The 25857-nt window shown below is 71.5% G+C and carries 25 protein-coding genes and 1 pseudogene; 9 read left to right on the plus strand and 17 right to left on the minus strand.

What is annotated here, in order from left to right; genetic code table 11:
- Window positions 1-9 precede the first annotated feature (9 nt).
- The 4 genes from ACIA77_RS05545 to ACIA77_RS05560 all read right to left on the minus strand — a co-directional run bounded on the left by ACIA77_RS05545 (window position 10) and on the right by ACIA77_RS05560 (window position 3349).
- Window positions 10-327, minus strand: coding sequence for a YciI family protein (locus ACIA77_RS05545; RefSeq protein WP_395884581.1), 318 nt, complete (start codon window positions 325-327; stop codon window positions 10-12).
- On the minus strand, window positions 327-1145 hold the full coding sequence (locus tag ACIA77_RS05550) for an alpha/beta fold hydrolase (RefSeq protein ID WP_395884582.1): 819 nt from the start codon (window positions 1143-1145) through the stop codon (window positions 327-329). Before ACIA77_RS05550 ends, ACIA77_RS05545 begins: the two co-directional genes overlap by 1 nt.
- Window positions 1142-2476, minus strand: coding sequence for an RNA polymerase sigma factor (locus tag ACIA77_RS05555; RefSeq protein ID WP_395884583.1), 1335 nt, complete (start codon window positions 2474-2476; stop codon window positions 1142-1144). Before ACIA77_RS05555 ends, ACIA77_RS05550 begins: the two co-directional genes overlap by 4 nt.
- Window positions 2477-2587: 111 nt before the next feature.
- Window positions 2588-3349 (minus strand): TetR/AcrR family transcriptional regulator, encoded by a 762-nt coding sequence (locus ACIA77_RS05560; protein ID WP_395884584.1) that lies wholly within the window; start codon window positions 3347-3349, stop codon window positions 2588-2590.
- A 281-nt stretch (window positions 3350-3630) separates the two neighbouring features.
- Here ACIA77_RS05560 and ACIA77_RS05565 point away from each other — a divergent pair.
- From ACIA77_RS05565 to ACIA77_RS05575, 3 genes and pseudogenes are all read left to right on the plus strand, one after another.
- Window positions 3631-3986, plus strand: a pseudogene (locus ACIA77_RS05565) (ABC transporter permease); the annotation flags it as partial.
- Window positions 3987-3991: 5 nt separating this feature from the next.
- Window positions 3992-6472 (plus strand): DEAD/DEAH box helicase, encoded by a 2481-nt coding sequence (locus tag ACIA77_RS05570; RefSeq protein ID WP_395884585.1) that lies wholly within the window; start codon window positions 3992-3994, stop codon window positions 6470-6472.
- Window positions 6469-7104 carry an SWIM zinc finger family protein gene (locus ACIA77_RS05575; RefSeq protein ID WP_395884586.1) on the plus strand — a complete coding sequence of 212 codons (636 nt, stop codon included), beginning with the start codon at window positions 6469-6471 and terminating at the stop codon, window positions 7102-7104. Before ACIA77_RS05570 ends, ACIA77_RS05575 begins: the two co-directional genes overlap by 4 nt.
- Here the strand turns inward: ACIA77_RS05575 and ACIA77_RS05580 are convergent.
- A complete protein-coding gene (locus ACIA77_RS05580) occupies window positions 7101-7883 on the minus strand; it encodes an SDR family NAD(P)-dependent oxidoreductase (protein WP_395884587.1) in 783 nt (260 codons plus the stop codon). The two genes, ACIA77_RS05575 and ACIA77_RS05580, sit on opposite strands and share 4 nt — an antisense overlap.
- Window positions 7884-7922: 39 nt before the next feature.
- Window positions 7923-8498 (minus strand): DUF4865 family protein, encoded by a 576-nt coding sequence (locus ACIA77_RS05585; protein WP_395884990.1) that lies wholly within the window; start codon window positions 8496-8498, stop codon window positions 7923-7925.
- 82 nt (window positions 8499-8580) lie between these two features.
- Here ACIA77_RS05585 and ACIA77_RS05590 point away from each other — a divergent pair, with 82 nt between their 5' ends.
- Window positions 8581-9339 carry an NAD(P)-binding domain-containing protein gene (locus tag ACIA77_RS05590; protein ID WP_395884588.1) on the plus strand — a complete coding sequence of 253 codons (759 nt, stop codon included), beginning with the start codon at window positions 8581-8583 and terminating at the stop codon, window positions 9337-9339.
- Here ACIA77_RS05590 and ACIA77_RS05595 read toward each other — a convergent pair.
- From ACIA77_RS05595 to ACIA77_RS05610, 4 genes are read right to left on the minus strand one after another with little or no spacing between them, the layout of a single operon-like run.
- Entirely contained in the window at window positions 9336-9998 is a 663-nt protein-coding gene (locus ACIA77_RS05595; RefSeq protein WP_395884589.1) for a class I SAM-dependent methyltransferase, read from the minus strand. The two genes, ACIA77_RS05590 and ACIA77_RS05595, sit on opposite strands and share 4 nt — an antisense overlap.
- Window positions 9999-10049: 51 nt before the next feature.
- Window positions 10050-11666 (minus strand): acyl-CoA dehydrogenase family protein, encoded by a 1617-nt coding sequence (locus ACIA77_RS05600; protein WP_395884590.1) that lies wholly within the window; start codon window positions 11664-11666, stop codon window positions 10050-10052.
- A complete protein-coding gene (locus ACIA77_RS05605; RefSeq protein WP_395884591.1) occupies window positions 11650-12255 on the minus strand; it encodes a TetR/AcrR family transcriptional regulator in 606 nt (201 codons plus the stop codon). Before ACIA77_RS05605 ends, ACIA77_RS05600 begins: the two co-directional genes overlap by 17 nt.
- Before the next feature lie 33 nt (window positions 12256-12288).
- Entirely contained in the window at window positions 12289-13215 is a 927-nt protein-coding gene (locus tag ACIA77_RS05610) for a helix-turn-helix transcriptional regulator (RefSeq protein WP_395884592.1), read from the minus strand.
- Window positions 13216-13301: 86 nt separating this feature from the next.
- Between ACIA77_RS05610 and ACIA77_RS05615 the strand changes: the two genes are divergently transcribed.
- On the plus strand, window positions 13302-13691 hold the full coding sequence (locus ACIA77_RS05615) for a VOC family protein (protein ID WP_395884593.1): 390 nt from the start codon (window positions 13302-13304) through the stop codon (window positions 13689-13691).
- Window positions 13692-13779: 88 nt separating this feature from the next.
- On the opposite strand, the gene ACIA77_RS05620 is transcribed toward ACIA77_RS05615, so the two are convergent.
- The 4 genes from ACIA77_RS05620 to ACIA77_RS05635 form a co-directional block, all read right to left on the minus strand.
- The gene (locus tag ACIA77_RS05620) at window positions 13780-15156 is read right to left on the minus strand and encodes an aldehyde dehydrogenase family protein (protein ID WP_395884594.1); all 1377 of its coding nucleotides are present in this window, start codon (window positions 15154-15156) and stop codon (window positions 13780-13782) included.
- A gap of 176 nt (window positions 15157-15332) precedes the next feature.
- Complete coding sequence (locus tag ACIA77_RS05625; RefSeq protein WP_395884595.1) at window positions 15333-16475, minus strand: RNA polymerase sigma factor; 1143 nt, start codon at window positions 16473-16475, stop codon at window positions 15333-15335.
- 8 nt (window positions 16476-16483) lie between these two features.
- A complete protein-coding gene (locus tag ACIA77_RS05630) occupies window positions 16484-16891 on the minus strand; it encodes a YciI family protein (RefSeq protein ID WP_395884596.1) in 408 nt (135 codons plus the stop codon).
- Window positions 16892-16970: 79 nt separating this feature from the next.
- Window positions 16971-18143, minus strand: coding sequence for an epoxide hydrolase family protein (locus ACIA77_RS05635; RefSeq protein WP_395884597.1), 1173 nt, complete (start codon window positions 18141-18143; stop codon window positions 16971-16973).
- Between the two features lie 102 nt (window positions 18144-18245).
- Between ACIA77_RS05635 and ACIA77_RS05640 the strand changes: the two genes are divergently transcribed.
- Both ACIA77_RS05640 and ACIA77_RS05645 read left to right on the plus strand, forming a co-directional pair.
- Window positions 18246-18833 (plus strand): CGNR zinc finger domain-containing protein, encoded by a 588-nt coding sequence (locus ACIA77_RS05640; RefSeq protein ID WP_395884598.1) that lies wholly within the window; start codon window positions 18246-18248, stop codon window positions 18831-18833.
- 669 nt (window positions 18834-19502) lie between these two features.
- On the plus strand, window positions 19503-20498 hold the full coding sequence (locus tag ACIA77_RS05645; protein ID WP_395884599.1) for a tyrosine-type recombinase/integrase: 996 nt from the start codon (window positions 19503-19505) through the stop codon (window positions 20496-20498).
- 14 nt (window positions 20499-20512) lie between these two features.
- On the opposite strand, the gene ACIA77_RS05650 is transcribed toward ACIA77_RS05645, so the two are convergent.
- Window positions 20513-22120, minus strand: a complete 1608-nt coding sequence (locus tag ACIA77_RS05650) for an AMP-binding protein (protein WP_395884600.1) — start codon at window positions 22118-22120, stop codon at window positions 20513-20515.
- Window positions 22121-22202: 82 nt separating this feature from the next.
- Window positions 22203-22559 carry a hypothetical protein gene (locus tag ACIA77_RS05655; protein WP_395884991.1) on the minus strand — a complete coding sequence of 119 codons (357 nt, stop codon included), beginning with the start codon at window positions 22557-22559 and terminating at the stop codon, window positions 22203-22205.
- A gap of 90 nt (window positions 22560-22649) precedes the next feature.
- On the opposite strand from ACIA77_RS05655, the gene ACIA77_RS05660 reads away from it, so the two are divergent.
- Window positions 22650-23438, plus strand: coding sequence for a glycerophosphodiester phosphodiesterase (locus ACIA77_RS05660; RefSeq protein WP_395884601.1), 789 nt, complete (start codon window positions 22650-22652; stop codon window positions 23436-23438).
- Between the two features lie 49 nt (window positions 23439-23487).
- Here the strand turns inward: ACIA77_RS05660 and ACIA77_RS05665 are convergent, their stop codons facing one another.
- Window positions 23488-24186 (minus strand): transglycosylase family protein, encoded by a 699-nt coding sequence (locus ACIA77_RS05665; RefSeq protein ID WP_395884602.1) that lies wholly within the window; start codon window positions 24184-24186, stop codon window positions 23488-23490.
- Window positions 24187-24443: 257 nt separating this feature from the next.
- Between ACIA77_RS05665 and ACIA77_RS05670 the strand changes: the two genes are divergently transcribed.
- On the plus strand, window positions 24444-25844 hold the full coding sequence (locus tag ACIA77_RS05670) for an MFS transporter (RefSeq protein WP_395884603.1): 1401 nt from the start codon (window positions 24444-24446) through the stop codon (window positions 25842-25844).
- The last annotated feature ends 13 nt before the right edge of the window (window positions 25845-25857 follow it).

Here is a 25857-nt window from a genome sequence, read left to right on the forward strand (position 1 = left end):
GGCTGTGGATCAGAGCATCGGGCGGACTTCGATGGTGCCGTAGGCGGCGGCGGGGTGGCGGGCGGCGATGTCGACGGCTTCGTCGAGGTCGCCGCATTCGATCACGGCGTAGCCGCCGATCTGTTCCTTGCTCTCGGCGAACGGGCCGTCGGACAGCAGCACGTCGCCGCCGCGGACGCGGACGGTGGTGGCGGTGGCGGGCGGGTGCAGGCCGCCACCGCCGACGAGGATGCCGCGGGCGAGCAGGTCGTCGGACCAGCCGCCGCAGCCGGCGATCTTCTGTTCCTCGGTGGGTTCTTCCCCGGCGATCATCAGCAGGTAGCGCATCAGCGGGTCTCCTGGTTCTGCGTGAGGACTTCGGTGAGACGGGCGGCGAACGGGACGGGCTCGGTCGCGAACCCGCCGTGGTCGCCCGGGAACTCGACGAGGACCTGACCCAGCGCGTCGGCGAGCGCGAGCCCGGCGGTGTGGGCGGGGGTGCCGGCCGAGGTCGTGCCGACGCCGACGACGATGCGGGTGCCGGCGGCGCGCAGGGCGTCGAGGTCGGGTTCCCAGGCACCGACGGCGGCCATGAGGTGGCCGAAGAAGAACCCGAAGTTGGCGTGCATCCGCTTGCCCTGTTCCAGCTCTTCGGGTGTCGGGTGCTGCGGGGGCGGCGGCGGGGTGAAGCCGGACGCGCTGAAGAACGCGCCCAGTGCCGCCTCGACCCCCTGCTCGCGGTAGAGCGCCGGGATGTCGGGGAAGTCGGCCAGCAGTTCACCCAGGTACCGGCTGATCGGCGCTTCGTGGGCGACGAGTGTGGCCACTTCGCCGGGGTAGCGCTGCGTGTGTTCGAGCATGGTGACGGCGCCGCCGCTGCTGGCGAACGCCGACGCGGGCCCGCCACCGAGTTCGGTGAGCAGGCGGTGGACGTCCTCGGCGTGCTCGCCGACCAGGTCGGGGCCGGGTTCGCCGGTGATGGGGCTGCGGGAGATGCCGCGCGGGTCGAAGGTGACGACGGTGTGGCGGGCGGTCAGCTGCGGGCGCAGCGCGGTGAACACCGTGGCGTCGGCGGGCCCGCCGGGCACGAGTAGCAGCACGGGGCCGCTGCCGTCGACGTCGTAGGTGAGCTCGGCGCCGGGTACGCGCAGGGTTTGGGTGATCATCGCGGCCCTTCCGGTTCGCGGGTCGGTTCGTCCAGCCGACGAACGGGCTCGGCCGGGACAGACACTCCGGCGACGGTTTTTTCGGCTACTTCGGCGAGCCGGCGGCGCAGGTAACTGCGTTCGGCGTCGGTGCGGGCGAGGGCGACCGCAGCGGTGTAGGCGGCGTGGGCTTCGGCGGCGCGGCCGAGGCGGCGCAGGAAGTCGGCGCGGGTGGCGGGCAGGAGGTGGTAGCCGGCGAGGCTGCCGCGGGCGGTGAGCTCGTCGGCGAGTGCGAGGCCGGCTTCGGCGCCGAAGGCCATGCCGACGGCGACGGCGTGGTTGAGCTCCACCACGGGGGTCGGCAGGTGGCGGCGCAGTTCGCGGTAGAGGCCGGCGATCTGGGCCCAGTCGGTGTCGGCGGCCCGGGCCGCGCCGGCGTGGCAGGCGGCGATGGCGGCCTGCACCTGGTACGGGCCCGGGGTGCGGCGGCGCAACGCGGATTCCAGCAGCGCCGTGCCTTCGCTGATCGCCTCGGCGTCCCAGCGGCCGCGGTCTTGTTCCTCGAGCGGCACCAGTTCGCCGGTGGCGCCGACGCGGGTGGCACGGCGGGCGTGCTGCAGGAGCATGAGGGCCAGCAGGCCGGTGGCTTCGGGTTCGTCGGGCATCAGGCGGGCGAGCACGCGGGCGAGGCGCAGCGCTTCGGCGGCGAGGTCGGGACGCTGCAGGTCGGGTCCGGCGCTGGCGGTGTAGCCCTCGTTGAACAGCAGGTACAGCACGCCGAGCACGGCGGCGGTGCGTTCGGGCAGCAGGTGCGCGGGTGGGACGCGGTAGGGGATGCCCGCGGTGCGGATCTTGCGCTTCACCCGCACGAGCCGCTGGGACATGGTGGCCTCGGGAACGAGGAACGCGCGGGCGATCTCGGCGGTGGTGAGCCCGGCCAGGGTCCGCAGCGCGAGCGCGACCTGCGCTTCGACGGCGAGCGCCGGGTGGCAGCAGGTGAAGATCAGCCGCAGCCGGTCGTCGGTCACGCCGCTGTCGTCGGGTTCGGCGAAGGTCGGCTCTTCGGGAACGTTCATGCGGGCGGCCTCCCGGAGCTTGCCCGCTCCGACGGCGTCGCGGCGGAGCCGGTCGACGGCGCGGTGGCGGGCGGCGGTGGTGAGCCAGGCTCCGGGGCGGGTGGGGACGCCGTCGCGCGGCCAGGTGCGCACGGCGAGGGCGAAGGCGTCCTGGGCGCACTCTTCGGCGAGGTCCCAGTCGCCGGTGACCCGGATGAGGGTGGCCACGACGAGTGACCACTCCTCCCGGAACGCCCGGGCGACCGCGGCGTCGACGTCGGTGTGCCTCTCGTCCACCCCAGCTCCCTCCGGTTGCCGGCTCGTACCCGCTCGACGAACGGCGTCCGGCGAAACCGACATCCGGCTCGAACCTAAACCGGGGGACCGACAGTCTCCAGCGGATCGGCTTCAGCGGCGTTCGACGAGCTGTTCCACCCCGTCGAGGATGCGGGCCAGGCCGAAGCGGAAGTGGTGCTCGGGGTCGGAGGCCGCGTTGTGGGCTTCGCCGGCGGCGGAGCCGACGCGGCTGGCGCGCGGGAAGTTCGCGGCGTCGGCGCCGGGGATCTCGCCGAGGACGGGGGCGCTGCGGGCCCACCACTCGGCGTCGGTGAGTCCGCTGCGGCGCACGAGCCGCACGGCGTCGACCGACCCGCGGGCGGCGCCGTGCACGAACCCGGTCACGAGGGTGACCACGGCGTCGAGTTCGAGGTCGTCCAGGTCCAGCCCGTCGAGGGCGGTGAGCTCGCGTTCGTACTTGGCGAAGGTGTTCGGCCCGAGCGGCGGGCGGCCGGCGGTGATCTGCAGCAGCCACGGGTGCCGGTGGTAGAGCCGCCACTGGTCTTCGGCCACGGCGGTGATCGCGTCGCGCCAGCCGGTGGCGGGCAGCTCGGCGTCGAGCTCGCCGTGCGCGGTGTCGAGCATGAGGTCGATGAGCTCCGCGCGGCCGGGCACGTAGGTGTAGATCGACATCGGGGCGACACCGAGCTCGTCGGCGACGCGGCGCATCGTCACCGCGTCGAGGCCGTCGTGGTCGGCCAGGCGCATCGCGGTGGCGACCACCTCACCCACGGTGAGCTTGGGTTTCGGGCCGCGCCGGGGCGGTCCGGGCACTCCCCACAGCAGCTCGATCGTGCGCCGCGGATCGCCGCCGCCGGTGTACTCCGTACTCATCCCCGTATTCTGCCCCGTACTTCGCCGTACGTAGTACAGAGTTTTGCTATCATCTCAGTACGGCGTACGAAGAAGGGGACTTCGATGATCAGGGCGACGGGCCTGCACAAGCGGTTCGGCGAGAGCCCGCGCGGGTGCGGGAGGTGATCGGGCTCGTCGGGCAGCAGGCGGCGGTGGACGAGCTGGTGCTGGGGCGGGCGAGCCTGGTGCTGTTCGGCCGGCTGCATCGCCTCGACGCCCGGGCGGCCCGCCGCCGCGCCGACGAGCTGCTGGAGTGGTTCGGCTTCGCGGCTACGGTGGGAGCGTTCGGCTTGCTGCTCCTGCCGCGGGCGGCGCTGGTGTGGCTGGGGATCGTGCTGGGGCTCCTGGCGTCGGTGACGGCCGCGCAGGCGCTGGAGTCCTCTCCAGCGCGTTCGTGGCGACGAGTGCGATGCCGGGGTGGCTGGGTGCGGTCGCGGAGTGGAATCCGCTGTCGTCGACGGTGACGGCGGCGCGGGGGCTGTTCGGGAATCCGGCGGGGACGGGGGAGTCGTGGGTGGTGCAGCACGCGGTGCCGATGGCCGTGGCGTGGCCGGTGGTGCTGCTCGCGGTGCTGGTTCCGGTGGCGGTGCGCCGGTACGGGAGGGCGGGCCGCTGAGCGCCGTGCTCGTCGAACCCGGGTCCGTGGTGGTCTGGTGCCCGGACGGTTCCGCGCCCGCGGTGGCGGGCGCGGCCGGGACAGTGGAGGTCGTGCTGCCCGAAGGGCTGCGCACGGTGCCGGCGGTGCGGGTGCCGGTCGCCGAGGCGTCCGTGCGTCTGCGGGACCTGCCGGGTGCGTCCGCGCGGTTCTGGGCGCTCGCCGCGGAGGCGGGTGCACGGCTGGCCGAGGCGGGGTGGACCGGACCGCTGGAGCCGGACGAGGAACGGTGGTTGCGCCGCCTCGCCGAGGCGATGCCCCCGCACGCGCACGCCGCCCCGCTCCCCGGCGACCCGTCCCGGCTGTCCGAACCGTTCCCGCTGCTGCTGCGGTTCCTGCGCGACGTCGCGGGCCTGGCGGCACGCGTGTCGCTGCGCATCGAACCCGTCGACCTCGACGACGGCCGGTTCCGCGCGGTCGTCCAGGTCCACGGCGAAACGCTGTCCGACGCCGCCGACGTGTGGCACTCGGGTGATCAGGCGACCCGGCACGAAGTACTGCTCGTGCTGCGCCGCTGCGCCGAGGTGTGGCCGTCGCTCACGCCGCTGCTGGCCGCGCCCGTTCCGGCGGAGGTCCCGCTGGGCGACGAGGAACTGGGCGAACTGCTCGGCGGCGCGGCGGACCGGCTGGCCGGCCTGGGTGTGGCGGTGCACTGGCCCGCGGCCTTGACCCGGCTGACCGCGCGTGCGGTCGTGCACGCCCCGGACGTGCCCGAGGACGTGCGCGGGTTCTTCGGCGGCGGGCCCGCGCTGGGTCTCGACTGGCAGCTCGCGCTCGGCACCTCGACCTTGTCCGCGGCCGAGCTCGACGCGCTGGCCGAAGCGCGGCGCCCGGTCGTGCGGCTGCGTGAGGGCTGGGTGCTGCTGGATCCGGCGTCGGCGGCGCGGGCCCGCGACCGTGCGTTGAAGCCGCTGACCCCGCTCGACGCGCTGAGCGCGGTCCTGGTCGGGACGACCGAAGTGGACGGTGCCGAGGTCGAGGTGATCACCTCCGGCTGGCTCGCGTCGCTGCGTGAGCGGCTCACCCGGCTGCCCGACGCGGTCGAACCACCGGCCGGGCTGGCGGCGACGCTGCGGGACTACCAGCTGCGCGGCCTGCGCTGGCTCGACACCGTGACCTCACTGGGGCTGGGCGGGTGCCTGGCCGACGACATGGGCCTGGGCAAGACGCTCACCCTGATCGCGCTGCACCTGCACCGCGCGAGTGGCCCGACGCTGGTGGTCTGCCCGGCGTCGCTGCTGGGCACGTGGGAGGCGGAGATCCGCCGTTTCGCGCCGGGCGTACCCGTCCGGCGGTTCCACGGGGGCGCCCGCTCGCTCGAGGACCTCGGCGGGTTCGTCCTCACCACGTACGGCACGCTGCGCGCCGACCCGGCGCCGCTGGCCGCGCTGAGGTGGGACCTGGTGGTGGCCGACGAAGCGCAGCACGTGAAGAACCACCGCTCGGAGACGGCGAAAGCACTGCGCACGCTGCGATCGGCGGCGCGGGTGGCGCTGACCGGCACGCCGGTGGAGAACTCGCTCTCGGAGCTGTGGGCGATCCTGGACTGGACCACACCCGGCCTGCTCGGATCCCTCACGGAGTTCCGCGCGCGGTGGGCCAAGCGCGTCGAGGCCGGTGACCCGGACGCGGCCGAACGGTTCGCGTGGTTGCTGCGGCCGTTCCTGTTGCGGCGGCGCAAATCCGATCCGGGCATCGCGCCGGAGCTGCCGGCCAAGACCGAGACCGACCGGCCCGTGGCGCTCACGACCGAGCAGGCCGCGCTGTACGAGGCGGCGGTGCGCGAGCTGCTGGCGGAGGTGGGCGCGAGCGACGGGATGGCCCGGCGGGGGCGGATCGTGAAGCTGCTGACCGCGCTGAAGCAGATCTGCAACCACCCCGCCCACTACCTCGGCGAAGAAGACGCGCCGCTGAGCGGGCGGTCGGGGAAGCTCGAGTTGCTGGATGAGCTGCTCGACACGATCCTCGCCGAGGACGGCGCGGTGCTCGTGTTCACCCAGTACGTGAAGATGGCGCGCCTGCTGCAGCGTCACCTGGACGCGCGCGGCATCGGGGCGCAGCTGCTGCACGGCGGCACCCCGGTCGCGCAGCGCGAAGAACTGGTGCGCCGTTTCCAGGCGGGTGCGGTGCCGGTGTTCCTGCTGTCGCTCAAGGCGGCCGGGACCGGGCTGACGCTCACGCGTGCGGACCACGTCGTGCACTACGACCGGTGGTGGAACCCGGCGGTGGAGGACCAGGCGACCGACCGCGCGTACCGGATCGGGCAGACGCAGCCGGTGCAGGTGCACCGGCTCGTGGCCGAAGGGACGGTGGAGGCCCGGATCGCCGCGCTGCTGCGGGAAAAACGCGCGCTCGCCGACGCCGTGCTGACCGGTGGTGAGGCGGCGCTGACCGAGCTGAGCGACGCGGAGCTGGCCGAGCTGGTGCAGCTGAGGAGGCCGGGATGACGGATCGGGTGCAGGGGTTTCCGCCGTTCCCCACTCGTGCCGGGCGGGGGCCGTTCGCGCGGACGTGGTGGGGGCGGGCGTGGCTGCGCGCGATGGAGGACACCGCGCTGGATCTGCGGCAGCTGCGCCGCGGCCGAGGCTACGCCGTGGCCGGGCTGGTCGGGCCGATCACGGTGAGCCCGGGGCGGTTCGCGGCGCCGGTGGACGACGCCGACGGCGGCCCGTTCCGCACGAGCGTGCACCTGGCGGAACTGTCCACAGCGGACTGGGACCTGCTGCTGCGCCGCGCGGCCGCCCGGGCCGGTCACGTCGCCGCGCTGCTGGACCGGCACCTGCCACCGGAGCTGGCCGACGACGTGCCGCTGCTGCCGGGCATCGGCGACCTCGATCCGGAGTGCGACTGCCCGGGCTTCGAGCTCCCGTGCCGGCACGCGGCCGCGTTGTCGTTCCAGGTGTCGTGGCTGCTGGACGCGGACCCGTTCGTGCTGCTGCTCGCACGCGGCCGCACCGAGGCCGAAGTGCTGGCGGCACTCGGCGGCCGGCCACCCGAAGGCGTGCTCGCCGCCGACGCGTACGCGCGAGTGGTCCCGCCGTTACCGGACCTGGCGGAGTTCCGGCCGGTGCGCCGTTAGGCGTGGGTGCCGCCGTCGATGCGGATCTCGGTGCCGGTGATGAACTCGCCGTCGTCCGACGCCAGCATCGCCACGACACCCGCGACCGACTCGGGCCGCCCGACCGGATTGCCGACGGGTGTCGCGAGGTCGGTGGGCAGGATCGGCAGCAGCTTGCCGAACAGCGCCCAGTCGACGTCCTGCGGCATCCAGGAGCCGGCGTTGTCGGTGATGCCGCTCTTCACGCTGCCCGGGGCGACGCTGACCGCGCGCACTCCCTGCTTGCTGTACTCCAGCGCCAGCGAGTGGGTGAAGGCCTGGATGCCGCCCTTGCTCGCCGCGTACGCCGCCATGTACGGGTGCGCGAACCCCGCCGAGGTCGAGCTGAAGTTGATCACCACGCTCTTCCCCGCGGCGATCAGGGCGGGCAGCGCTTCGCGCGTGACCAGAAACGTGCCGGTGAGGTTCACCGCGACGATCCGGTTCCAGAACTCCAGCGACGTCTCGTGCGTGTGCGAGGCCTGAAGGATGCCGGCGGCGTTGACGAGCACGTCGAGCCCGCCCAGGTGCTCGACGGCCTTCTTCGTGCCCTGCACGACGGATTCCTCGTCGGCGACGTCCATCGCGTAGGTCGTGAGCTCGCCGTCGCCGGCGAGCTCGGCCGTGCCCGCGACGCCCTCTTCGGACACGTCGGTGGCGACCACCCGCGCGCCCTCCTCGAGCAGCCTCAGCGTCGTCGCGCGCCCGATCCCGGATCCGGCGCCCGTCACGAGGATCCGGCGTTCGTGCAAGCGGGTCATCGTCCTCCCTCACTCGGTCCGACGATCACCGTACCGAGTTCACCACTGCCTGCCACGCCTCAGTTTCGCCAGTTCCGGCGCCGACACGTGCCCGATCCGGTACCGCACGGGGTCTTCGTCCGGAGCGTCCCGGGCCCACAGCGTGTACCGCACGAGCTCCCAGCCCCGCGGATCGATCACCAAGGCCGCGGAGTGCACGCCGTCGCGGCGCGCGTGCCCGGCCAGCCGCGCCACCTCGTCCTCGACGATCAGCCCGGGCCGGGTTTCGCGCGGCAGCACCTCGACGCGTTTGCCGGCCGCGCGCGGCGTGCTGCCGAAGGCGGGCCCTTCCTCGAACGCGAGCACCGTCCAGTGCTGCACCGGAGGGCGCCCGAAGTCGTCGAAGATCCCGCGGAACCCGCCTTCCCACAGGAACCGGTGCATCCCGGCGGGGTCGTGCCAGAGGTAGAAGGGCGAGTACTGGTTGAGCTGCGAGCCGTCGACGCCGCGCTCGCGCACGCCGTAGGCCTTGAGCCCCAGCCCGGGGAACTCGTCCAGCAGCGGTCCGCGCTCGCGCACCCGCCGGTGGATGATCTCCATGTCGTAGCCGGCGGGCAGGGTGATCTCGTAGTGCATCGCGTGCACGGGCGACCTCCGATCGTCGGCTCCACACTAGAGCGGCTGAGCACCAGGACGACCCTGGACCGGGAGGCGGGACATGCGTTACGGGTTCATCGGAGCCGGCGAGATCACGGCGGCGATCGTGACCGGGCTCAGCGACGGTGTCGCCGAGCCGCCGGAGGTGTTCCTGTCGCCGCGAGGCCGGACGGTGGGCCGGGAGCTGGCGCAGCGGTTCCCGAACGTCCGGGTCTGCGCCGGCAACCAGGACGTGCTCGGCAACGCCACCGCGATCGTCCTCGCCGTGCGCCCGGCCGTGGCACGCGAGGTCGTCGGGGAGCTGCGGTTCCGGCCCGGGCACACGGTGCTCAGCGCGCTGGCCGGCATCCCGCTGGCTGCGCTGCGGGAGTGGACCGCGCCCGCGCGGACGGTGGTGCGGACCATTCCACTGCCGCAGGCCGAGCGCCGGCAGAGTCTCACCGCGCTCTACCCCGACGACCCGGTCGCGCGCGAACTCTACGAGCAGGTGGGTGGAGTGGTCGTGCCGGGCGACGAGGCGATGCTGGACGCGTTCAGCGCCGCGACGGCCACGTTCGCCGCCCACCTGGACTACCTGGCCACCATCGCGGGCTGGCTCGCCGAGCACGGTGTCGCACCGGAGCAGGCCGACGGGTTCGTGACCCACGTCTTCGCCCAGCTCGGCCAGTCGCTGGGCACGGATTCGCTCGCCGCGCTGACCGGGAAGCACACGACGCCGGGCGGGATCAACGAACAGCTCAAGACGGACCTGCGGGAGGCGGGCGTGCCCGGCGCCGTGCGCCACGCGCTCGACGGCGTGCTCGCCCGCCTGCGCGGCTAGTTCTCCTTGTTCTCCTTGGTGGCCAGCAAGAATGCCTGCGGCGTCTGGTACGGCGGTTCCGGCTTGCAGACCAGCCGCGCGTCGACCGAGAACCCGGCGTCGGTCAGCAGCCCGCCGACGAAGCCGGGGTCGAGCCGGTAGGCGTCGAGCGAGAGACCGTCGTGGCCGTAGGCGTCCGTGATGTGCCGGACGTCGGTCCCGAGCTGGAACCCCGTGAGCAGCCGGCCGCCGGGCTCCAGCACGCGCGCGAGCTCGGCGACGAGCACCGGCAGCCGCTCCGGCGGGGTGTGGATCAGCGAGTACCACGCCAGCGCACCGGGCAGCGACGCGTCCGCGAGCGGCAGCGCCGCCAGCGACCCGACCTCGAACTCCAGCTCCGGGTACCACTGGCGCGCGACCTCGATCATGCCGGGGGACAGGTCGATCCCGAACGCGTCGAGCCCGTGCGTGGCGAGGTACGCCGTGACCCGGCCCGTGCCGCACCCGAGGTCACCGACCCGCGCGCCCGCGCCGACGAGCTCGGTGAACGTGTCCAGCATCGCCCGTTCCCACGGGCTCTCGGCGAGGGAATCCTTCAGCAGCTCCTGGTAGGAGGCGGCAACGGTGTTGTAAGCGGTCCGGGTGGCGGACACGTGATCTGCATCGGAAGAGGCGGTCATGACCGCCGAACCTAGCGCGGCGCGAGCGCCCGTGTCCGCCGAACGCGCCGGTTAGACCCGCGCGCGGTCGATGATCGCGGAGGTGTCCGTGCCCGCGGGCAACGTGCCGAACGCGAGGCCCCAGTCACCGGCGAACCGCGTGGCGCAGAACGCGTCGGCCACCGCACGGTCACCGTGGCGCACGAGCAGGGATCCCTGCAGCACCAACGCCATCGACTCCACCACGCGCCGCGCCCGGAACTCCAGACCGTCCGGATCGGACAGTTCCTTCTTCAGCCGGTCCACGGCGTCGTCCAGCCGCGCGTCGCCCCCCGAGGCCTGTTCGACCTCGGAGAAGAACGCCGCCACCGACTCGGGCTGGCGAGCCATGGCGCGCAACGCGTCGAGCGCCGCGACGTTGCCCGAACCCTCCCAGATGGACATCAGCGGCGCCTCGCGGTAGAGCCGCGGCATGCCCGACTCCTCGACGTACCCGTTGCCACCGAAGCACTCCAGCGCCTCGGCCGCGTGCACCGGCGCGCGCTTGCACACCCAGTACTTCGTCACGGCCAGGCCGAGCCGGCGGAACGCCTGCTCCTGCGCGTCGCCGGTTCGGTCGCCCGCGGCGGCGAGGCGCAGCGAGACCGTCGCGGCCGCGTCGGACTCCACTACGAGGTCGGCCAGGACGTTCGCCATCAGCGGCTGATCGACCAGCGCCTTGCCGAACGCGTGCCGGTGCGTGGCGTGGTGCACCGCGCGCACCGCCCCGAGCCGCATGCTCGACGCGCTCCCGAGCGCGCAGTCCAGGCGCGTGTTGTTCACCATCTCGATGATCGTGCGCACGCCGCGGCCCTCTTCGCCGACGAGCCAGCCCACCGCGTTCTCGTACTCGATCTCCGACGACGCGTTGGACCGGTTGCCCAGCTTGTCCTTCAGCCGCTGCAACCGGATCGGGTTGCGGGTGCCGTCGGGCAGCACGCGGGGGAGCACGAAGCACGACAGGCCACCGGGCGCCTGCGCGAGGGTGAGGAACAGGTCCGACATCGGGGCGGAGGTGAACCACTTGTGCCCGACGAGCCGGTAGCTGCCGTCACCCGCCGGCGTCGCCGTGGTGGTGTTGGCCCGGACGTCGGACCCGCCCTGCTTCTCCGTCATCGACATGCCCGCGATCAGGCCGCGCTTGGTGCTCGGCTCCCGCAGCCCGAAGTCGTACTCGGTCGCCGCCAGCAGCGGCTCGTACTTTTCGGCGAGCTCCGGAGTGGCCCGCAACGCCGGGATCGCCGCGTAGGTCATCGAAATCGGGCACGTGTGCCCGGCCTCCACCTGACCCCACACGTACAGCTTCGCCGCGCGCGCCGCGTGGGCCCCGGCCCGGCTGTCGCGCCACGGCGCACCCTGCAGCCCGTGCGACACGGCGACGGTCATCAGCTCGTGCCAGTACGGGTGGAACTCCACCTCGTCGATCCGGTGGCCGTAGCGGTCGTGCGTGCGCAGCACCGGCTCGTTCTCGTTGACGATCCGGCCCTGCTCCTGCGCGTGCTCGCTCCCGGCGAGCCGGCCCAGTTCGTGGATCTCCTCGGCCGCCCAGCCCGCGTCCGCGCGGTCCAGCGCCGACAGCAGCGCCGGATCGGCCGCGACGTCGTAGACCAACGGCGGCACCTGGTTCGTCACTTCATGCGTGGTGGACACCGCTACCTCCCAAGGCTCGGACGACGAACGTCCGCAACTCACCGACATCACTCACATCACCACTGGTCAACGGGCCGATCAGGACCTCGGCCGCCGCACCCACGAGCGCCGCCGCGGTCAGCACCGCGTCCTGCGGGGGCAGGGCACCGGCGCGCACACCCGCGGCCACGTGCTCGGCCACCACGTCGCGGAACGCGCGCCGGAACTCGAGCCGCTCCGCGTCGATCAACGCGTCCACCGGCTCGGCCAGCAGCGCGTACGCCAGGCGCGGCGCCTTCAACGCGCGCGCCGCGAACGTCTCGAACACCGCCGCCACGCGCTCGGCCGGTTCACCGGGCTGCGCCGACGCCGCCCGCACCGCCTCGACCTCTCGCGTCACGACCTGCCGGAACACCCGCACGACCAGCTCGGCCTTGGTGGGGAAGTGGCGGTACACCGTGCCCACGGCCACCCCCGCACGCTCGGCGACCGCGGCCACGGAACAGCCGGCGTACCCGTGCTCGGCCAGCTGCTCGACCGCGGCGGCGACGATCGCGTCGCGCAGCGCGTCGAGGCGCTCCTGCACCTTCGGGGTCCGGCGGTACGGCACGTCAAGAAGTGAACCATCGATTCATTACTTCGGTCAACCGTAGCGCCTCACCAGTTCGCGGCCGAGGCGCGCCAGCTCCGTCAGCACCTCAACCGGCCCCAGCACCTCCAGCCGGGCACCCCAGCCGGCGAGCTCCCGCGCGAGGAACTCGACCGTCGGCGCCCCGAGCGAGACCCGCGTCCGGTCCCCGTCTTCGCCCGCCACCTGGTACAGCCGCCCGAACTGCCGCCGAAGCCAGGGGAGCAGCGCGGGCTCCGCCAGCACCTCGGCGGTCACCCGGCCCCGCCGGTCTTCGACCTCGGCCACGACCCGCTCCCACTCGGCCGCCAGATCGTCGGGCTGCCGCGCCGGCACGTCGGTCACCGCCGAAATCCGGTCCACCCGGAACGTCCGCCGGCCCCGCTCCGTGCCCGCCACGAGGTACCAGACCCCGTCCCTGTCCACGAGCCCCCACGGATCCACCACGCGCTCGGCCGGCTCACCACCCCAGCTCGGGTACTCCAGCCGCACCTGCCGCCGGCTCACCGTCGCCCGCTGCGGCACGTCCACGAACCCGGGCCGGCTCCGCTCACCCGCACCCCAGGCGGCCGGATCCAGCACCACGGACGCGGCTGCGGCTTCCGCGTCCGCCCGGAACGTCTCCGGCAAGGCCCGCACCAGCTTCCGCAACGCCGACCGCACGTCGGGCGACACCCGGCCCGCGGGCCCCGCCAGCACGAACAACGCCTGCGCCTCGGCCGCCGTCAACCCGCTCGGATCCGTCCGCGCCCCGCCGACGAGCTGCCACCCACCGCCGCGCCCCGCTTGCGGGTACACCGGCACCCCGGCCGCCGACAACGCCTCCAGGCCCCGCCGCGCCATCGCGACCGACACCTCCAGCTCGTCGGCGAGCTCAGCCGCCGTCACCCGGCCCCGCGCCTGCATCAGCACCAGCACCGCCACCAGCCGATCCACTCGCATCACCCGGTGGTCGCTGAAAAAAGTGCTCAGTGGGTGACCACTTTTGCCCGGCATCCTGGGTTCACCCGACTCGAGAGGAGCCCGCGATGTTGCGAGGAATGGCCACCGTGAACTTCTCCGCCGACGACCTGCCTGCGGCGCAGCGCTGGTACTCCGACGTGCTCGGCCTCGAGCCCTACTTCACCCGCCCCGGCTACGTCGAGTTCCGCCTCGGTGACAGCCAGGACGAACTCGGCATCGTCGACCGCCGGTACCTGCCCCCGCAGCCCCGCGAACCGGGCGGCGCCCTGCTCTACTGGCACGTCGACGACCTGTCCGGCGCGCTGGAGAAGCTCCTCGCGGCCGGCGCCACCGAACTCGACGGCATCCGCGAACGCGGCCACGGCTTCGTCACCGCCTCCGTCGTCGACCCGTTCGGCAACATCCTCGGCATCATGACCAACCCGCACTACCTCGAAATGCTCGACTTGGCGTAACGCGGACAGCGCTGTGCCCCGGACCGGCGGTCCGGGGCACAGCGCGTTTCGGCACGCAGGGGAGAAGCAGCGGATTCTCCCAGGGCTATCAGGCGGGCTCGACCACGCGGATCAGCTTCCGGTTCAGGAACTCGCCGATGCCCAGCTCCGAAAGCTCCCGCCCGAACCCGGAGTTCTTCACCCCGCCGAACGGCATCCGCGGCGAATCGAAGAAACACGAGTTGATGTAGACCATGCCGGACTCGATCCGCGCGGCCACCTCCTTGGCGTGCTCGACATCGGTGTCGAACACGTAGCCGCCCAGCCCGTACTTGGTCGCGTTCGCCAGCGCCAGCGCCTCTTCCTCGCTGTCCACCACGTAGAACGACAGGATCGGCCCGAACGCCTCCTGCTGGTACAACGGGTTCTCCGGCGCGATGTCCGTGACGATCGTCGGCTCCAGGAAGAACCCCGGCCGGTCCACGCGGTGGCCACCCACCACGACCCGCGCGCCTGCGGCCTTCGCGTCCGCGAGCTGCTTGAGCAGCGTGTCCAGCGCCCGCTCCATCGCCACCGGACCCAGCTGCGTCGCCTCGTCCTTCGGATCGCCCACCTCGATCGCCGCGAACCGCTCCGTCAGCGAAGCCAGCAGCTGCTCACCGCGCTCGCGGCCGACCACGATCACCCGCTTGATGTTCACGCAGCCCTGAGCCGAGTTGAACGTCCGGCCCAGCACGATCTGCTCCGCCGCGTACTCCAGATCCGCACCCGGCAGGATCAGCGCGGGATCACTGCCACCCAGTTCCAGCACCACCTTCTTCAGGTTCTGCCCGGCGCGCGCACCGACCGAAGTCCCCGCCCGCTCAGAACCGGTCAGCGTCACCCCGCGCACCCGGAAATCGTCGATCAACGCGGCGATCTGCTCGATGCTGCAGAACAGATTCGTGTACACGCCCTCCGGCGCACCCGCCTCCTCGAACAACCGCGCGAACGCCAGCGCCGACTGCGGCACGCTTTCCGCGTGCTTCAGCATGACCACGTTCCCCGCCACGAGCTGAGCCGCCACGACCCGCGCCAGCTGGTAGTACGGGAAGTTCCACGGCTCGATCGCCAGGATCACCCCGATCGGCTCGGCGTACACCGTCGCACCCGGCTCCTCGGTCAGCTCCTGCGCCGCCAGGAACCGCTCGCCGTGCTGGGCATAGTAATCCAGGATGTCGGCAACCAGATCCACCTCGAGATACCCGAACCGGGTAATCTTCCCCATTTCCAGCGTCAAGTAATCGACGTATTCGTCGCGCTTCTCCCGCAAGATTTCCGCCGCCCGGCCGACGATCCGCGCGCGTTCCGCCACCGGCCGCACTTTCCAATCTTCGCGATAACGCCGGTCAGCCGTCGCCAGCGCCGCGAAAACCTCCTCATCCGAGTGGAGGGAAAACTCCTTCACGACTTCCCCCGTGGCCGGATTGACCGAGACGAAGCTCATGACCTGCTCCTTTGTCTGCCCGTGTTTTCCGAAACCCGGCCGCCGCACGGGTCGCACGTGGACGGTGCCGGGCAGCTGTGCCACGAGTATTGCGCCGTCGGCGGAGTCCAGCCTGTCCCTGTTGGACGTAGGAACACCGCGAACAGCCGCGAAAAAAGGGGAGTGGTGCCGAGGGATCAGCGACCCGGCGCGTTGAGCCGCGCCGCCTGCAGCAGCAGGTGATCACGCTCGGGCAGGTTCGGCGCCTGCCGCGCCGCCTCCGCGTACAACCGGGCCGCCGTGACCGGATCACCGTCGCGCTCGTGCAGGTACGCCGCCACCGCCGCATACCGCGGCAGCGAGGAATCCAGCTCCGCCAACGCCGCCAGACCGGCGCGCGCACCGTCGGCCTCACCCACGGCCACCACCCGGTTCAACCGCACGATAGGACTGTCCGTCAACCGCACCAATTCGTCGTACCACTCGACGATCTGCACCCAGTCCGTCTCCTCGGCCACCGGCGCGTCCGCGTGCAGCGCCGCAACAGCCGCCTGCGCCTGGAACTCACCGAGCCGGTCCCGCGCCAGCGCCGCCTGCAGGATCCCGACCCCCTCGGCGATCAGCCCCGTGTCCCACAGCGAGCGATCCTGCTCCACCAACGGCACCAAACTCCCGTCGCGCGCGGTCCGGGCCGCGCGCCGCGCGTGGTGCAACAACATGAGCGCCAGCAACCCGGCCACCTCGGGGTGCTCGATCGCTGCCGCCAGCTGCCGCGTCAGCCGGATCGCCTCCGAGGCGAGGTCGACGTCACCGGAATACCCCTCGTTGAACACCAGGTACAGCACCCGCAGCACCGTGGCGACGTCACCGGCCCGCGTGAGCCGCACGTCGGCGACCGTGCGCTTGGCCCGGCTGATCCGCTGCGCCATCGTCGCCTCGGGCACCAGGTAGGCCTGCGCGATCTGCCGCGTCGTCAGCCCGCCGACGGCCCGCAACGTCAGCGCGACCGCCGAAGCCGGCGTCAGCGACGGGTGCGCGCACAGGAAGTACAGCTGCAACGTGTCGTCCGCCCCCGGCACCGGCCCGGGCTCCGGCTCCTCGTCCACCAGATCCTCGCGCCGGCGCCGAGCGGCATCCGCGCGCGTCGCGTCGAGGAACTTCCGCCACGCCACCGTGACCAGCCAGCCCTTCGGATCCCGCGGCGGGTCCACCGGCCACACGCGCAACGCCTCGACCAGCGAGTCCTGCACCGCGTCCTCCGCTGCCGCAAAACCGGCACCGCGGCGGCAGAGGATCCCGAGCACGTGCGGCGTGAGGCTCCGGAGCAAGGCCTCATCCATCGCCGCGATCACTCCGTGATGGTGGGCGGCTCGGTGTAGAACGGGCGCACCTCGAGCCACTCGTGGATCGGCTCGCCACCGGCACCGGGCGCGGCCGACAGCTCCGCCGCCAGCTCGAGCGCACGGTCGTAGCTCTCGACGTCGATCACCATCCAGCCGGCGATCACGTCCTTCGTCTCCGCGAACGGACCGTCCGTGACCGGCGGACGGCCCTCACCGTCGTAGCGGACGAACGTGCCCTCGGGGGAGAGCGCCTGGCTGTCCACGAACTCACCGGTGCCTTCCAGCTTGGCCGCGAAGTCGCGCATGTACCGGACGTGGTTCGAGATCTCCTCGGGCGTCCACCGGTCCATCGGCACGTCGTTCTTCGGAGCCGGGGCGCCGCGGTAGTGCTTCAACAGCAGGTACTTGGCCATCGCGTGTCTCCTCACTGCGGACCGGTCCATTGTCGCCCACCGCCGATTCGGCGCGAAGCGTCCCGGCACCCAGCCGTGTTCACCGAGCGGCGGCCAGCACCGCCGCGAGGCCTTCCTGCAGGTCCTTCACGAAATACTCGGGAACCTCCAGCGACGGAAAATGTCCCCCGTTTTCAGGCGAGCCCCACCGGACGATCCGCCGGTACCGCTCCTGCGCCCAGGGGCGCGGATACTTCTCGATGTCGCGGGGATACACGGTGACGGCCGACGGGACGTCGACCCGCAGTTCGGGGTCCAGCGAATTGTGGCTCTCGTAGTAAATGCGAGCCGCCGACGCACCGGTCCGCGTCAGCCAATACAGGGTGACGTCGTCGAGAACCCGGTCCCGGGAAATCGTCTCGAACGGGCTGTCTTCGGTGTCCGACCACTCGGCGAACTTGTCGAGGATCCAGGCCAGAAGCCCGACCGGCGAGTCGACGAGCGAGTAGCCGATGGTCTGCGGCCGGGTCGCCTGCTGCTTCGCGTACGCCGCGCGGTGGTGCCAGAAATCATGGGTTTCCTCGGCCCACCTGCGCTCGACCGCCGTCAGCCCGTCCATCGTCAACCCGGGCGGCCCCTCCGCGAACGTCGTGTGGATGCCGAGCACGTGCGCCGGGAACCTGCCACCGAGAACCGTGGTGATGTTGCCTCCCCAGTCACCGCCGTGGGCCACGAACTCGCGGTAGCCGAGCCGTCCCATCAGTTCCACCCACGCGGCCGCGATCTTTTCGGTTCCCCACCCGGTGGTGGCCGGCTTGTCGCTGTAACCGAAACCCGGCAGCGAGGGAACCACGACGTGGAACGCCGGCGCGCCCGCGTCTTTCGGATCTGCCAGCTCGTCCACCACATCGACGAATTCGGCAACGCTGCCCGGCCAGCCGTGCGTCAAGACCAGGGGAGTGGCATCCGCGCGCGCGGATCGACGGTGCAGGAAGTGGATTCCCAGCTCGTCAATCGTCGTGCGGAATTGGCCGATCCGGTTCAGGCGTTCTTCGAACGACCGCCAGTCGTACCCAGTGCGCCAGTAGTTGACGACATCGACGAGGTCGGCGAGCGGAACGCCCTGATCCCATCGGCGAGAGCCGGGCCCGGCGCGATGGACTGTCTCGGCCTCCGGCAGGCGCGCCGCGGCCAATCGCGCGCGCAGATCGCCGAGGTCAGCGTCGGGTGCGTGGGCTTCGAACGCTTGCACGTCGCTGGTGAGACGGGACATGAGTCCTCCTGACCATCGCGGAACCGGCTAAGCTGGTTCTAGCATGTCGTCAGGCCGGCATGCAAGCGGTCCTCGCGCGAAAGACCGGGCTAAGGTGGTTCCATGCGTGCTGAGTTCCCCGACTTTCGCCTCGGAAGCGTGCTGGCGACCAGCTTCACGGCGACTCTGACGGAGCGGTGCGGCAACGCCGTGGAGCGCATTCCCACGCCGCAGAGACTCGTCGACTGGCTGGCGGTGAACGGCCTGGCCGTGGACTCCTGCACCACCGCCCAGCTCGAACTCGCACGGGACCTGAGGGAAGCGATTCACGCCGCCGCGACGGCGACCGCGAGCCAAGAGGCGCTCCCTGCGACCGCCGTTCACATCATCAATGACCGCAGCGTTCAGGGTCGCGCCGCGGCGGTCCTGACGCCCGAGCGCCATCGTGAATGGCGACTCGGCTCACCTTCCCGCGTAGAAGATGCTCTGAGCGTGATCGCCGCCGACGCGATCAGCATCATCGCGGGCGAACGAGACGGAAAAATGGCCTTGTGCGCATCGCCGAGCTGCCGAGCCGCCTTCTTCGACAGCAGTCAAAGCCGCACCCGCAAGTGGTGCGACATGAACACGTGCGGGAACCGCCAGAAGAAGGCGCGCTTCAACGCCAACCAGCGCAAGAACCGGACTGCCGCAGGGACGGGCGTCAGCTGAGCCGGTTTGCCCGGGAGGGCTGCTTGTCGAGCGCCTTGGTCATCGTCGCCGAGACCGGACAGTCAGGGGAGTTCGCCGGAACTGGGCCGATCTCAGTTACTTGACATAATGTACATTATCGGCACTTGGCTGACCTGCGGAAGGAAGCCTGGAGAGGGGCTCCGGAGGCGCAGGTCGGGCGTGGTCGCGACGGTGACGAGACAGCTTCGCCAGAGCCCTCGGGCGCCACAGACGCACTCGCCGTCGGAGCTCGCCGCAGCGTCAGGTCTCAGGCCTGACGGCTGAGCGCCGCCGAGAGACTTCACCGAAGATCCCCGAGTTTCGGCCACCTGACCCCCCGTGACCCGCGTTCAATTCGTCACCGTGACGAATTGAACGCGACGGGCCGGACGTCGAAGTAACGCGGCCAAAGTGCCCAGCGGGCCACTGAAGGCCCAGCCCGCGCCCAGCGTCCGCCCGAGGCGGGTTCCCGCAGCCACTCGAACAGATGAACGCAGGTCGCCACAGTTGCTCACAACGCCGCGAAACGCAGCCCCGGGGCGTCTTGATCAAGTCGGAGAGAACCGTTGTCCCCCAAGGGGATCCGGCGTCTCTCCACCCGTGTTTCATGCATAATTGCCATTATGCAGCATATAGGATGACCATCCGCCGTGCAGAACTGTCGGTGCCGTGCGGTACAAGATCCACATGCTGGTTTCCGAGGCACAGCAAGCGTTCTTCGCGGCACGGCGGCCGCGCAAGGACTCGCCGCACACCACCGCCGCGTACCGCCGCGACCTCGCCGGGATCACCACTCTCCTGCTGGCCGAGCTCGGCCGCACCCCGGAAACCCTTGTGGTGGACGAACTCACCGCTCCGGCACTGCGTGCCGCGTTCGGCGCGTTCGCCGACGACCACGCGAAAAGCTCGGTGCTGCGGGCGTGGTCGACGTGGAACCAGTTCCTCACCTTCTGCGTGTCCGACGGCTTGCTCGCGGGCAATCCGATGGGCGCGGTGGCGCGGCCGAAGACGCCGCCGCTGACACCGAAACCGTTGCGGGGTGAGGAAACTCCGGAGCGCCTGCTCACCGCCGCGGCGGACGGTGCGCGGCGGGCGCGGGATCCGTGGCCGGAGCGCGACGTCCTGGTGCTCGCGCTCGGGCTCGTCGCGGGGCTGCGGGCGGCGGAGATGCGAGCGCTCACGCCGCGGTCGGTCGTGGGGCGTGACGGTGAGCTGCGGCTGCACGTCCACGGCAAGGGCAGCCGGGATCGGTCGATCCCGGTGCAGCCGGTGCTGGCGAAGCTGATCGAGGATTACACGTCTTCGTGCCGTCGGCGGTTTCCGCAGGTGCGGTTCCCGGCGGCGGAGCCGTTGCTGCGTGATCGGGCGGGTGAACCGATCGGGCGCGGGGCGCTGGAGTACCTGGTGAAGTCGTGTTACCGCTGGGCCGGGCTGCACGACCGGGTGCCAGCGGGGGCGAACCTGCACGCGTTGCGGCACACGTTCGCCACGCGGCTGGCGGAGGACGGGGCGACGGCGTCGGAGATCATGACGCTGCTGGGGCACGCGAGCCTGGCGACGAGCCAGAACTACATCGAGGCGACGGGGCGGGAGCAGCGGGCCGCGGCGGCGAGCAACCGGACCTACCGCGCGCTGGACGGGCTGGGCGCCGACGGTGCCGGGTGAGGGATCGAGGCGGGTCAGTGCGCGGCGAGGTAGTGGTCGCGGAGCACGTGTTTGCGGATCTTGCCGGAGCCGGTGAGGGGGAATTCGGTGACGAACTGCCAGACCTTGGGTGTCTTGTGCGGGGCGAGGTGGTCGCGGACGTAGTCGAAGAGGTCTTGTTCGGCCACGTCGGCGCCCGGGCGGAGCACGACGAACGCGCCGACTTGTTCGCCCCAGGTGGGGTCGGGGATGCCGATCACGGCGACGTCGGCGATGCCGGGGTGGTCGAGCAGGACGTGTTCGATCTCGCGGGGGTAGATGTTCTCTCCCCCGCGGATGATCATCTCCTTCACGCGGCCTTCGATGGTGAGGTAGCCGCGTTCGTTCATGCGGGCGAGGTCGCCGGTGTGGAGCCAGGCGCCGCTGTCGATGGTTTCGGCGGTCTGTTCGGGCAGGTTGTGGTAGCCGGTCATGACGTGGTAGCCGCGGGTGCAGAGTTCGCCGGTCTCTCCCCTGGCGGCGACGCCGCCGGTGGCGGGGTCGATGATCTTGACCTCGCAGGCGGGCAGGGGCCTGCCGAGGGTTTCGGCGCGGTCGTCGGCGGTGTCGCTGAGGCGGGTCATGGTGATGGCGGGTGAGGCTTCGGTCTGGGCGTAGATGATCGACATCGGCACGCCGAGGGCGGCTTCGACGCGGCGGACGAGCGCGGGTGGCACGGTGGCGCCGCCGCTGAGGGCGTAGCGGACGGAGCTGAGGTCGGTGGTGCGGAAGGCGGGGTGGCCGAGCAGGGCCAGGAGCATGGTGGGGACGCCGCCGAAGACCACTCCCCTCTCCTGCTCGATGAGGGTGAGCTGGAGGCCGGGGTCGAACCAGGGCATGAGGACCTGGGTGCCGAGGCTGGCGATCGGGGCGAGGGTGGCGAGCACGCAGCCGGCGGTGTGGAACAGGGGCATGGGGTTGACGAAGTTCTCCCCCGGGCGCATGTCGAGGGTGCGGCAGTAGGACAGTCGGGCGTTGTTGGTGATGCCGCGGTGGTGCAGGACGGCGCCTTTGGGGACGCCGGTGGTGCCGGAGGTGTACTGGATCTGGGCGGGGTCGCCGGGTTTGACGTCCGGGAGGGCCTGGGTGGGGGTGCCGGAGGCGCGGAACGCGGGCCAGTCTTCGAACAGGACGGCTTCGCGCAGGTGGGGCAGGTCGGCGCGGACGTGGGTGAGGATGTCGGCCATGGGGGTGCCGCGGTAGTCGCGGACGAGGAAGACGCCGGCGGCTTCGGATTGGCCGAGGACGTGGCTGAGTTCGTCTTCGCGCAGGGCGGGGTTGACGGTCACGAGGGTGAGGCCGGCGAGTGCGGCGGCCATTTCGAGGACGATCCACTCGGGGATGTTGTTGGCCCAGGCGGCGACGCGTTCGCTGGGTTCGAAGCGGCCGAGCAGGGCGCGGGCGGCTTGTTCGGCTTCGTCGAGGAGCTGGGCGTAGGTCCAGCGGCGGCGCGCGGCGGGGTCGGGGACGCCTTCGACGAGCGCCGGCGCGTCGGGTGCCTGGTCGGCGGCGGTGCGGAGCAGGCTGCCTACGGTGAGTTCGCGAACGGCGTCGAGTTCGGTCGCGGGTGTGTAGGCGGCGGGCGCGTCGGTGGTCTCGGGCACGGAAGCCTCCCTCGCTCGGCCGGGGAGCGCGGTCCGCCGGCGTGTCCCCGGGTGACCTTTCGGACTGTAGTCCGCCCGCGGGTCAGCGGAGCTGCTCGAGGTCCTTCGCGGCGAGGGCGACTTCTTCAGCGAGCCGGCTGAGTTCGCCGGCGCCGGCGCCGTCCTGGGCGGCGGTGACGATGTCTTCGGCGGCGCAGCGCAGCTGGAAGAGCCGGTCCTGGAGGGCGGCGATCTCGGTGTCGGAGAGGACGACGGCGTCTTCGGGCAGGCCGCTGCGTTGCAGGGCGGTGCGGCGTTCGTAGGCGCGCTGGCGGCAGGACTGGCCGCAGTAGCGGCGGCGCCGTCCGACGTTGCCGCCTTCGGGCAGGCGGCGGCCGCACCAGCCGCAGTGTTTCGGTGCGCCTGTGCGGCGCGGTACGACGCGTTCGTCACCGGTCATCGGCGGCTCGGCCAGTTCCCTCACCCGCCGGACTCTAGCTGGCCATCGTGTTCTCATGCCGGGGCCATGCCGGTGGTGGAGACTGTTCGCATGCGCCCACCGTTTCAGTACCTGGCCGATCCGCTCCCCCGCGCGTTCGCCCACCGTGGCTGGCACCTCGGCGATCTGGCGGGGATGGAGAATTCGCTGCCGGCGTTCCAACGCGCCGTGGCGGAGGGGTACCGCTACGTCGAGACCGATGTGCATGCGACGGCGGACGGTGTGGTGGTGGTGCACCACGACGGCACGCTGGATCGCACGACCGATGGTTCGGGGTTGATCGCGACGCAGACGTGGGAGCAGATCAAGCACGTCAAGGTCGGCGGGCGGGTGGCGTTGTCGCGGCTGGAGGACGTGCTGGAGGAGCTGCCGCAGGCGCGGTTCAACGTGGATGTGAAGGCGAACAGCGCGGTGGAGCCGTTCGTGCGGGTGCTGGAGCGCACGGGTGCGTTCGACCGGGTGGCGGCGGCGTCCTTTTCGGACTCGCGGCTGGCGCGGTTGCGGCGGCTGGCGGGGCCGAAGCTGCTGACGGCGATGGGGCCGCGGTCGGTGCTGGCGCTGTGGGCGAACGGGTGGGCGCCGTTGCTGCCGCTGGGCCGGTTCGCGAGCGGGTACCTGGCGCAGGTGCCGGTGAAGCAGGGGCCGTTGACGGTGGTGGACCGCTCGTTCGTGAGGGCGGCGACGCGCACGGGGTTCGAGGTGCACACGTGGACGATCGACGATCCGGTGCAGATGCGGGAGCTGCTGGATCTGGGGGTGCACGGGATCGTGACCGATCGGCCGGATCTGCTGCGGGAGGTCCTGGTGGAGCGGGGTGTGTGGCAGCAGCAGGCCGGGTGAGGCCGCCGCGGCGGCCACCCCACCGGCTGGGCCCGTTCCTCGGGCCGGGTCAGCGCGGGGGTTTGCCCTGCCAGGCGGCTTTCCACGTTTTGGGGCCGAGGCGGCCGGAGTCGTTGATGCCGTTGGCTCGCTGGAGGGCGAGCACGGCGGTTTTGGTCTTGTCGTAGTAGCAGCCGGTGCCGGTGAAGCCGTAGCCGTAGGCGTTCATGCGCAGCTGGAAGGTCCTGAGGGCGGGTGCGCAGTCGCCGTAGGCGTAGACCAGGCCGGGCCACGCTGGCATGGGGCCTGAGGACGGTGGCGCGGGCTGGGGTTTGGGGGCCGGCGGTGCGGGCAGGCCGGTGCCGCCCATGTAGGCGGATTCGTCGTAGGACGGGACGCGTTTGCTGCGCGCGTCGGCGTCGCCGACGAGGTTGAGCATGGTGCCGCATTCCCAGGGCTGCCAGCCGCGCATGCGGTAGAGGTAGAGCGCGCGGTAGTCCTGTTCGCGGGGGCTGGCCTGGTCGGGGCGGCCTTGGCCGCCGACGCTGCGCCAGGTGGCGAGGTTGAACTGGTAGGCGCCGTAGTAGCCGTTGCCGGTGTTGATGGTGTAGCGGCCGCTGGACTCGCACATCCGCAGCTTGGCCCAGGCGCTGGAAGAGGGGTCCGCGAACGCGGCGCCGGTGGCGGCGAGTTGCAGTCCCACGACGGCCGCGGCGAGGAGCAGGATCCTCACGGCACCCCGGTGAGCAGTGCGAACGCGGTTGGTCATGGCTTGCACAGTAAGCACGCGACCCATTGACCACAAGAGTCACACCACGAACTCCAGTCTCACACGAATCGTCGAAGAATCACCGCAGCGACACGCGAAGAAGAGGTTCGAACACGATTCCGGGCGCCGTTCGGCGTAGCCCGGATGATCAGCGGGCGACGAACCGGACACGGTTTACCCGTTCGGCGGTGCCGGGTGGGCGCGCGCCGATAGTGTGCCGCCTGACCTGGAGTTTCGCGACCGCTGAGGAGCCGTGGATGACGCTGGCCGAGACCCGTGACAAGAAGCGGGAACGGTGGGGCTGGTACTTCTACGACTGGGCCAATTCGCCGTTCTACTCGTCGGTGACGACGGTGTTCGGTGCGCTGTACATGAGCACTGTCGCGGCCGCGGACGCGAAACAGAACATCACCCTTAACGGGGACAACGCGTGCGTCGACGCGTCCGGTGTGGACGACAAGCTCCACAACTGCGACGTGTCGTTGTTCGGGCTGCACTTCCCCGCCGGGTCGACGTGGGGTTACCTGCTGTCGGTGGCGACGGTGGTGCAGGTGCTGGTGCTCCCGATCGCCGGCGCGGTGGCCGATCGCAGCCGCAACAAGCGGCGGATCCTGGGCGCGTTCGCGTGGCTCGGCGCGGCGGCGTCGGCGCTGATGTTCTTCATGGCCGGTTCGGACTGGCAGCTCGGTGCGGCGCTGTTCATCGTCGCGAACATCGGCTACGGCGGCTCGCTGGTGGTCTACTACTCGTTCCTGGTCGACATCGCAGAGCCGGACGAGCGCGACGACGTGTCGGCGAAGGGCTGGGCGTTCGGGTACCTCGGTGGCGGGCTCGCGCTGGCGTTGCAGCTGGCGTTCTACCTCAGCCGCGACGCGCTGGGGGTGGACACCTCGACGGCGGTGCGGATCTGCTTCCTCACCTCGGGGCTGTGGTGGGCGGCGTTCACCGTGCCGACGCTGCGCGCGCTCCCCCGCCGGCACACGCCGACGGCGACCGAGCCGGGGGTGTCGGTGCTGCGGGCGGGGTTCCGGGAGCTGCGCCAGACGGTCGTGGCGGCGAAGGCGTTTCCGCTGACGCTGGCGTTCCTGGGCAGCTACCTGATCTTCGCGGACGGCATCTCGACCGTGGTGGCGGTGTCGGCGCAGTACGGGAAGGACGAGCTGCGCTTCTCCGACGAGGTGCTGATCGTGACGGTGCTGGTGATCCAGTTCCTCGCCTACGTCGGCGGGGTGCTGCACGGGCTCGTGGCGCGCCGGGCCGGGGCGAAGCGCGCGATCCTCGGGAGCCTGGTGCTGTGGGTCGTGGTGCTGGCGGGCGCGTACTTCATCCAGCCGGCTCAGCCGCTGCAGTTCTACGCGGTGGCGGTGGGCATCGGGCTGGTGCTGGGCGGGACGAACGCGTTGTCGCGGTCGCTGTTCAGCCAGATGATCCCGGCAGGGAAGGACGCGCAGTACTACTCGCTCTACGTCGTGGGCGAGAAGGGCACGTCGTGGCTCGGGCCGCTGGTGTTCGCCGGGGTCGGACAGGCGACGGGGTCCTTCCGGCTGGCGATCGTGGCACTGGTGGTGTTCTTCGTGCTCGGCTTCGTGTTCGTGGCGCTCGTGCCGGTGCGGCGGGCGATCGTCGCGGCCGGGAACCGTCCGCCCGCCGTGCTGTGAGGCGGCCCGCCGG

Source organism: Amycolatopsis sp. NPDC051903 (assembly GCF_044452505.1).
GTDB lineage: Bacteria > Actinomycetota > Actinomycetes > Mycobacteriales > Pseudonocardiaceae > Amycolatopsis.

Bases quoted from the DNA above. Each gene is read 5' to 3' on its own strand.
- ACIA77_RS05545 (WP_395884581.1), bottom strand. From the start codon at position 327: ATGCGCTACCTGCTGATGATCGCCGGGGAAGAACCCACCGAGGAACAG.
- ACIA77_RS05550 (WP_395884582.1), bottom strand. From the start codon at position 1,145: ATGATCACCCAAACCCTGCGCGTACCCGGCGCCGAGCTCACCTACGAC.
- ACIA77_RS05560 (WP_395884584.1), bottom strand. From the start codon at position 3,349: ATGAGTACGGAGTACACCGGCGGCGGCGATCCGCGGCGCACGATCGAG.
- ACIA77_RS05575 (WP_395884586.1), top strand. From the start codon at position 6,469: ATGACGGATCGGGTGCAGGGGTTTCCGCCGTTCCCCACTCGTGCCGGG.
- ACIA77_RS05580 (WP_395884587.1), bottom strand. From the start codon at position 7,883: ATGACCCGCTTGCACGAACGCCGGATCCTCGTGACGGGCGCCGGATCC.
- ACIA77_RS05585 (WP_395884990.1), bottom strand. From the start codon at position 8,498: ATGCACTACGAGATCACCCTGCCCGCCGGCTACGACATGGAGATCATC.
- ACIA77_RS05590 (WP_395884588.1), top strand. From the start codon at position 8,581: ATGCGTTACGGGTTCATCGGAGCCGGCGAGATCACGGCGGCGATCGTG.
- ACIA77_RS05595 (WP_395884589.1), bottom strand. From the start codon at position 9,998: ATGACCGCCTCTTCCGATGCAGATCACGTGTCCGCCACCCGGACCGCT.
- ACIA77_RS05610 (WP_395884592.1), bottom strand. From the start codon at position 13,215: ATGCGAGTGGATCGGCTGGTGGCGGTGCTGGTGCTGATGCAGGCGCGG.
- ACIA77_RS05615 (WP_395884593.1), top strand. From the start codon at position 13,302: ATGTTGCGAGGAATGGCCACCGTGAACTTCTCCGCCGACGACCTGCCT.
- ACIA77_RS05620 (WP_395884594.1), bottom strand. From the start codon at position 15,156: ATGAGCTTCGTCTCGGTCAATCCGGCCACGGGGGAAGTCGTGAAGGAG.
- ACIA77_RS05625 (WP_395884595.1), bottom strand. From the start codon at position 16,475: ATGGATGAGGCCTTGCTCCGGAGCCTCACGCCGCACGTGCTCGGGATC.
- ACIA77_RS05630 (WP_395884596.1), bottom strand. From the start codon at position 16,891: ATGGCCAAGTACCTGCTGTTGAAGCACTACCGCGGCGCCCCGGCTCCG.
- ACIA77_RS05635 (WP_395884597.1), bottom strand. From the start codon at position 18,143: ATGTCCCGTCTCACCAGCGACGTGCAAGCGTTCGAAGCCCACGCACCC.
- ACIA77_RS05640 (WP_395884598.1), top strand. From the start codon at position 18,246: ATGCGTGCTGAGTTCCCCGACTTTCGCCTCGGAAGCGTGCTGGCGACC.
- ACIA77_RS05655 (WP_395884991.1), bottom strand. From the start codon at position 22,559: ATGACCGGTGACGAACGCGTCGTACCGCGCCGCACAGGCGCACCGAAA.
- ACIA77_RS05660 (WP_395884601.1), top strand. From the start codon at position 22,650: ATGCGCCCACCGTTTCAGTACCTGGCCGATCCGCTCCCCCGCGCGTTC.
- ACIA77_RS05665 (WP_395884602.1), bottom strand. From the start codon at position 24,186: ATGACCAACCGCGTTCGCACTGCTCACCGGGGTGCCGTGAGGATCCTG.
- ACIA77_RS05670 (WP_395884603.1), top strand. From the start codon at position 24,444: ATGACGCTGGCCGAGACCCGTGACAAGAAGCGGGAACGGTGGGGCTGG.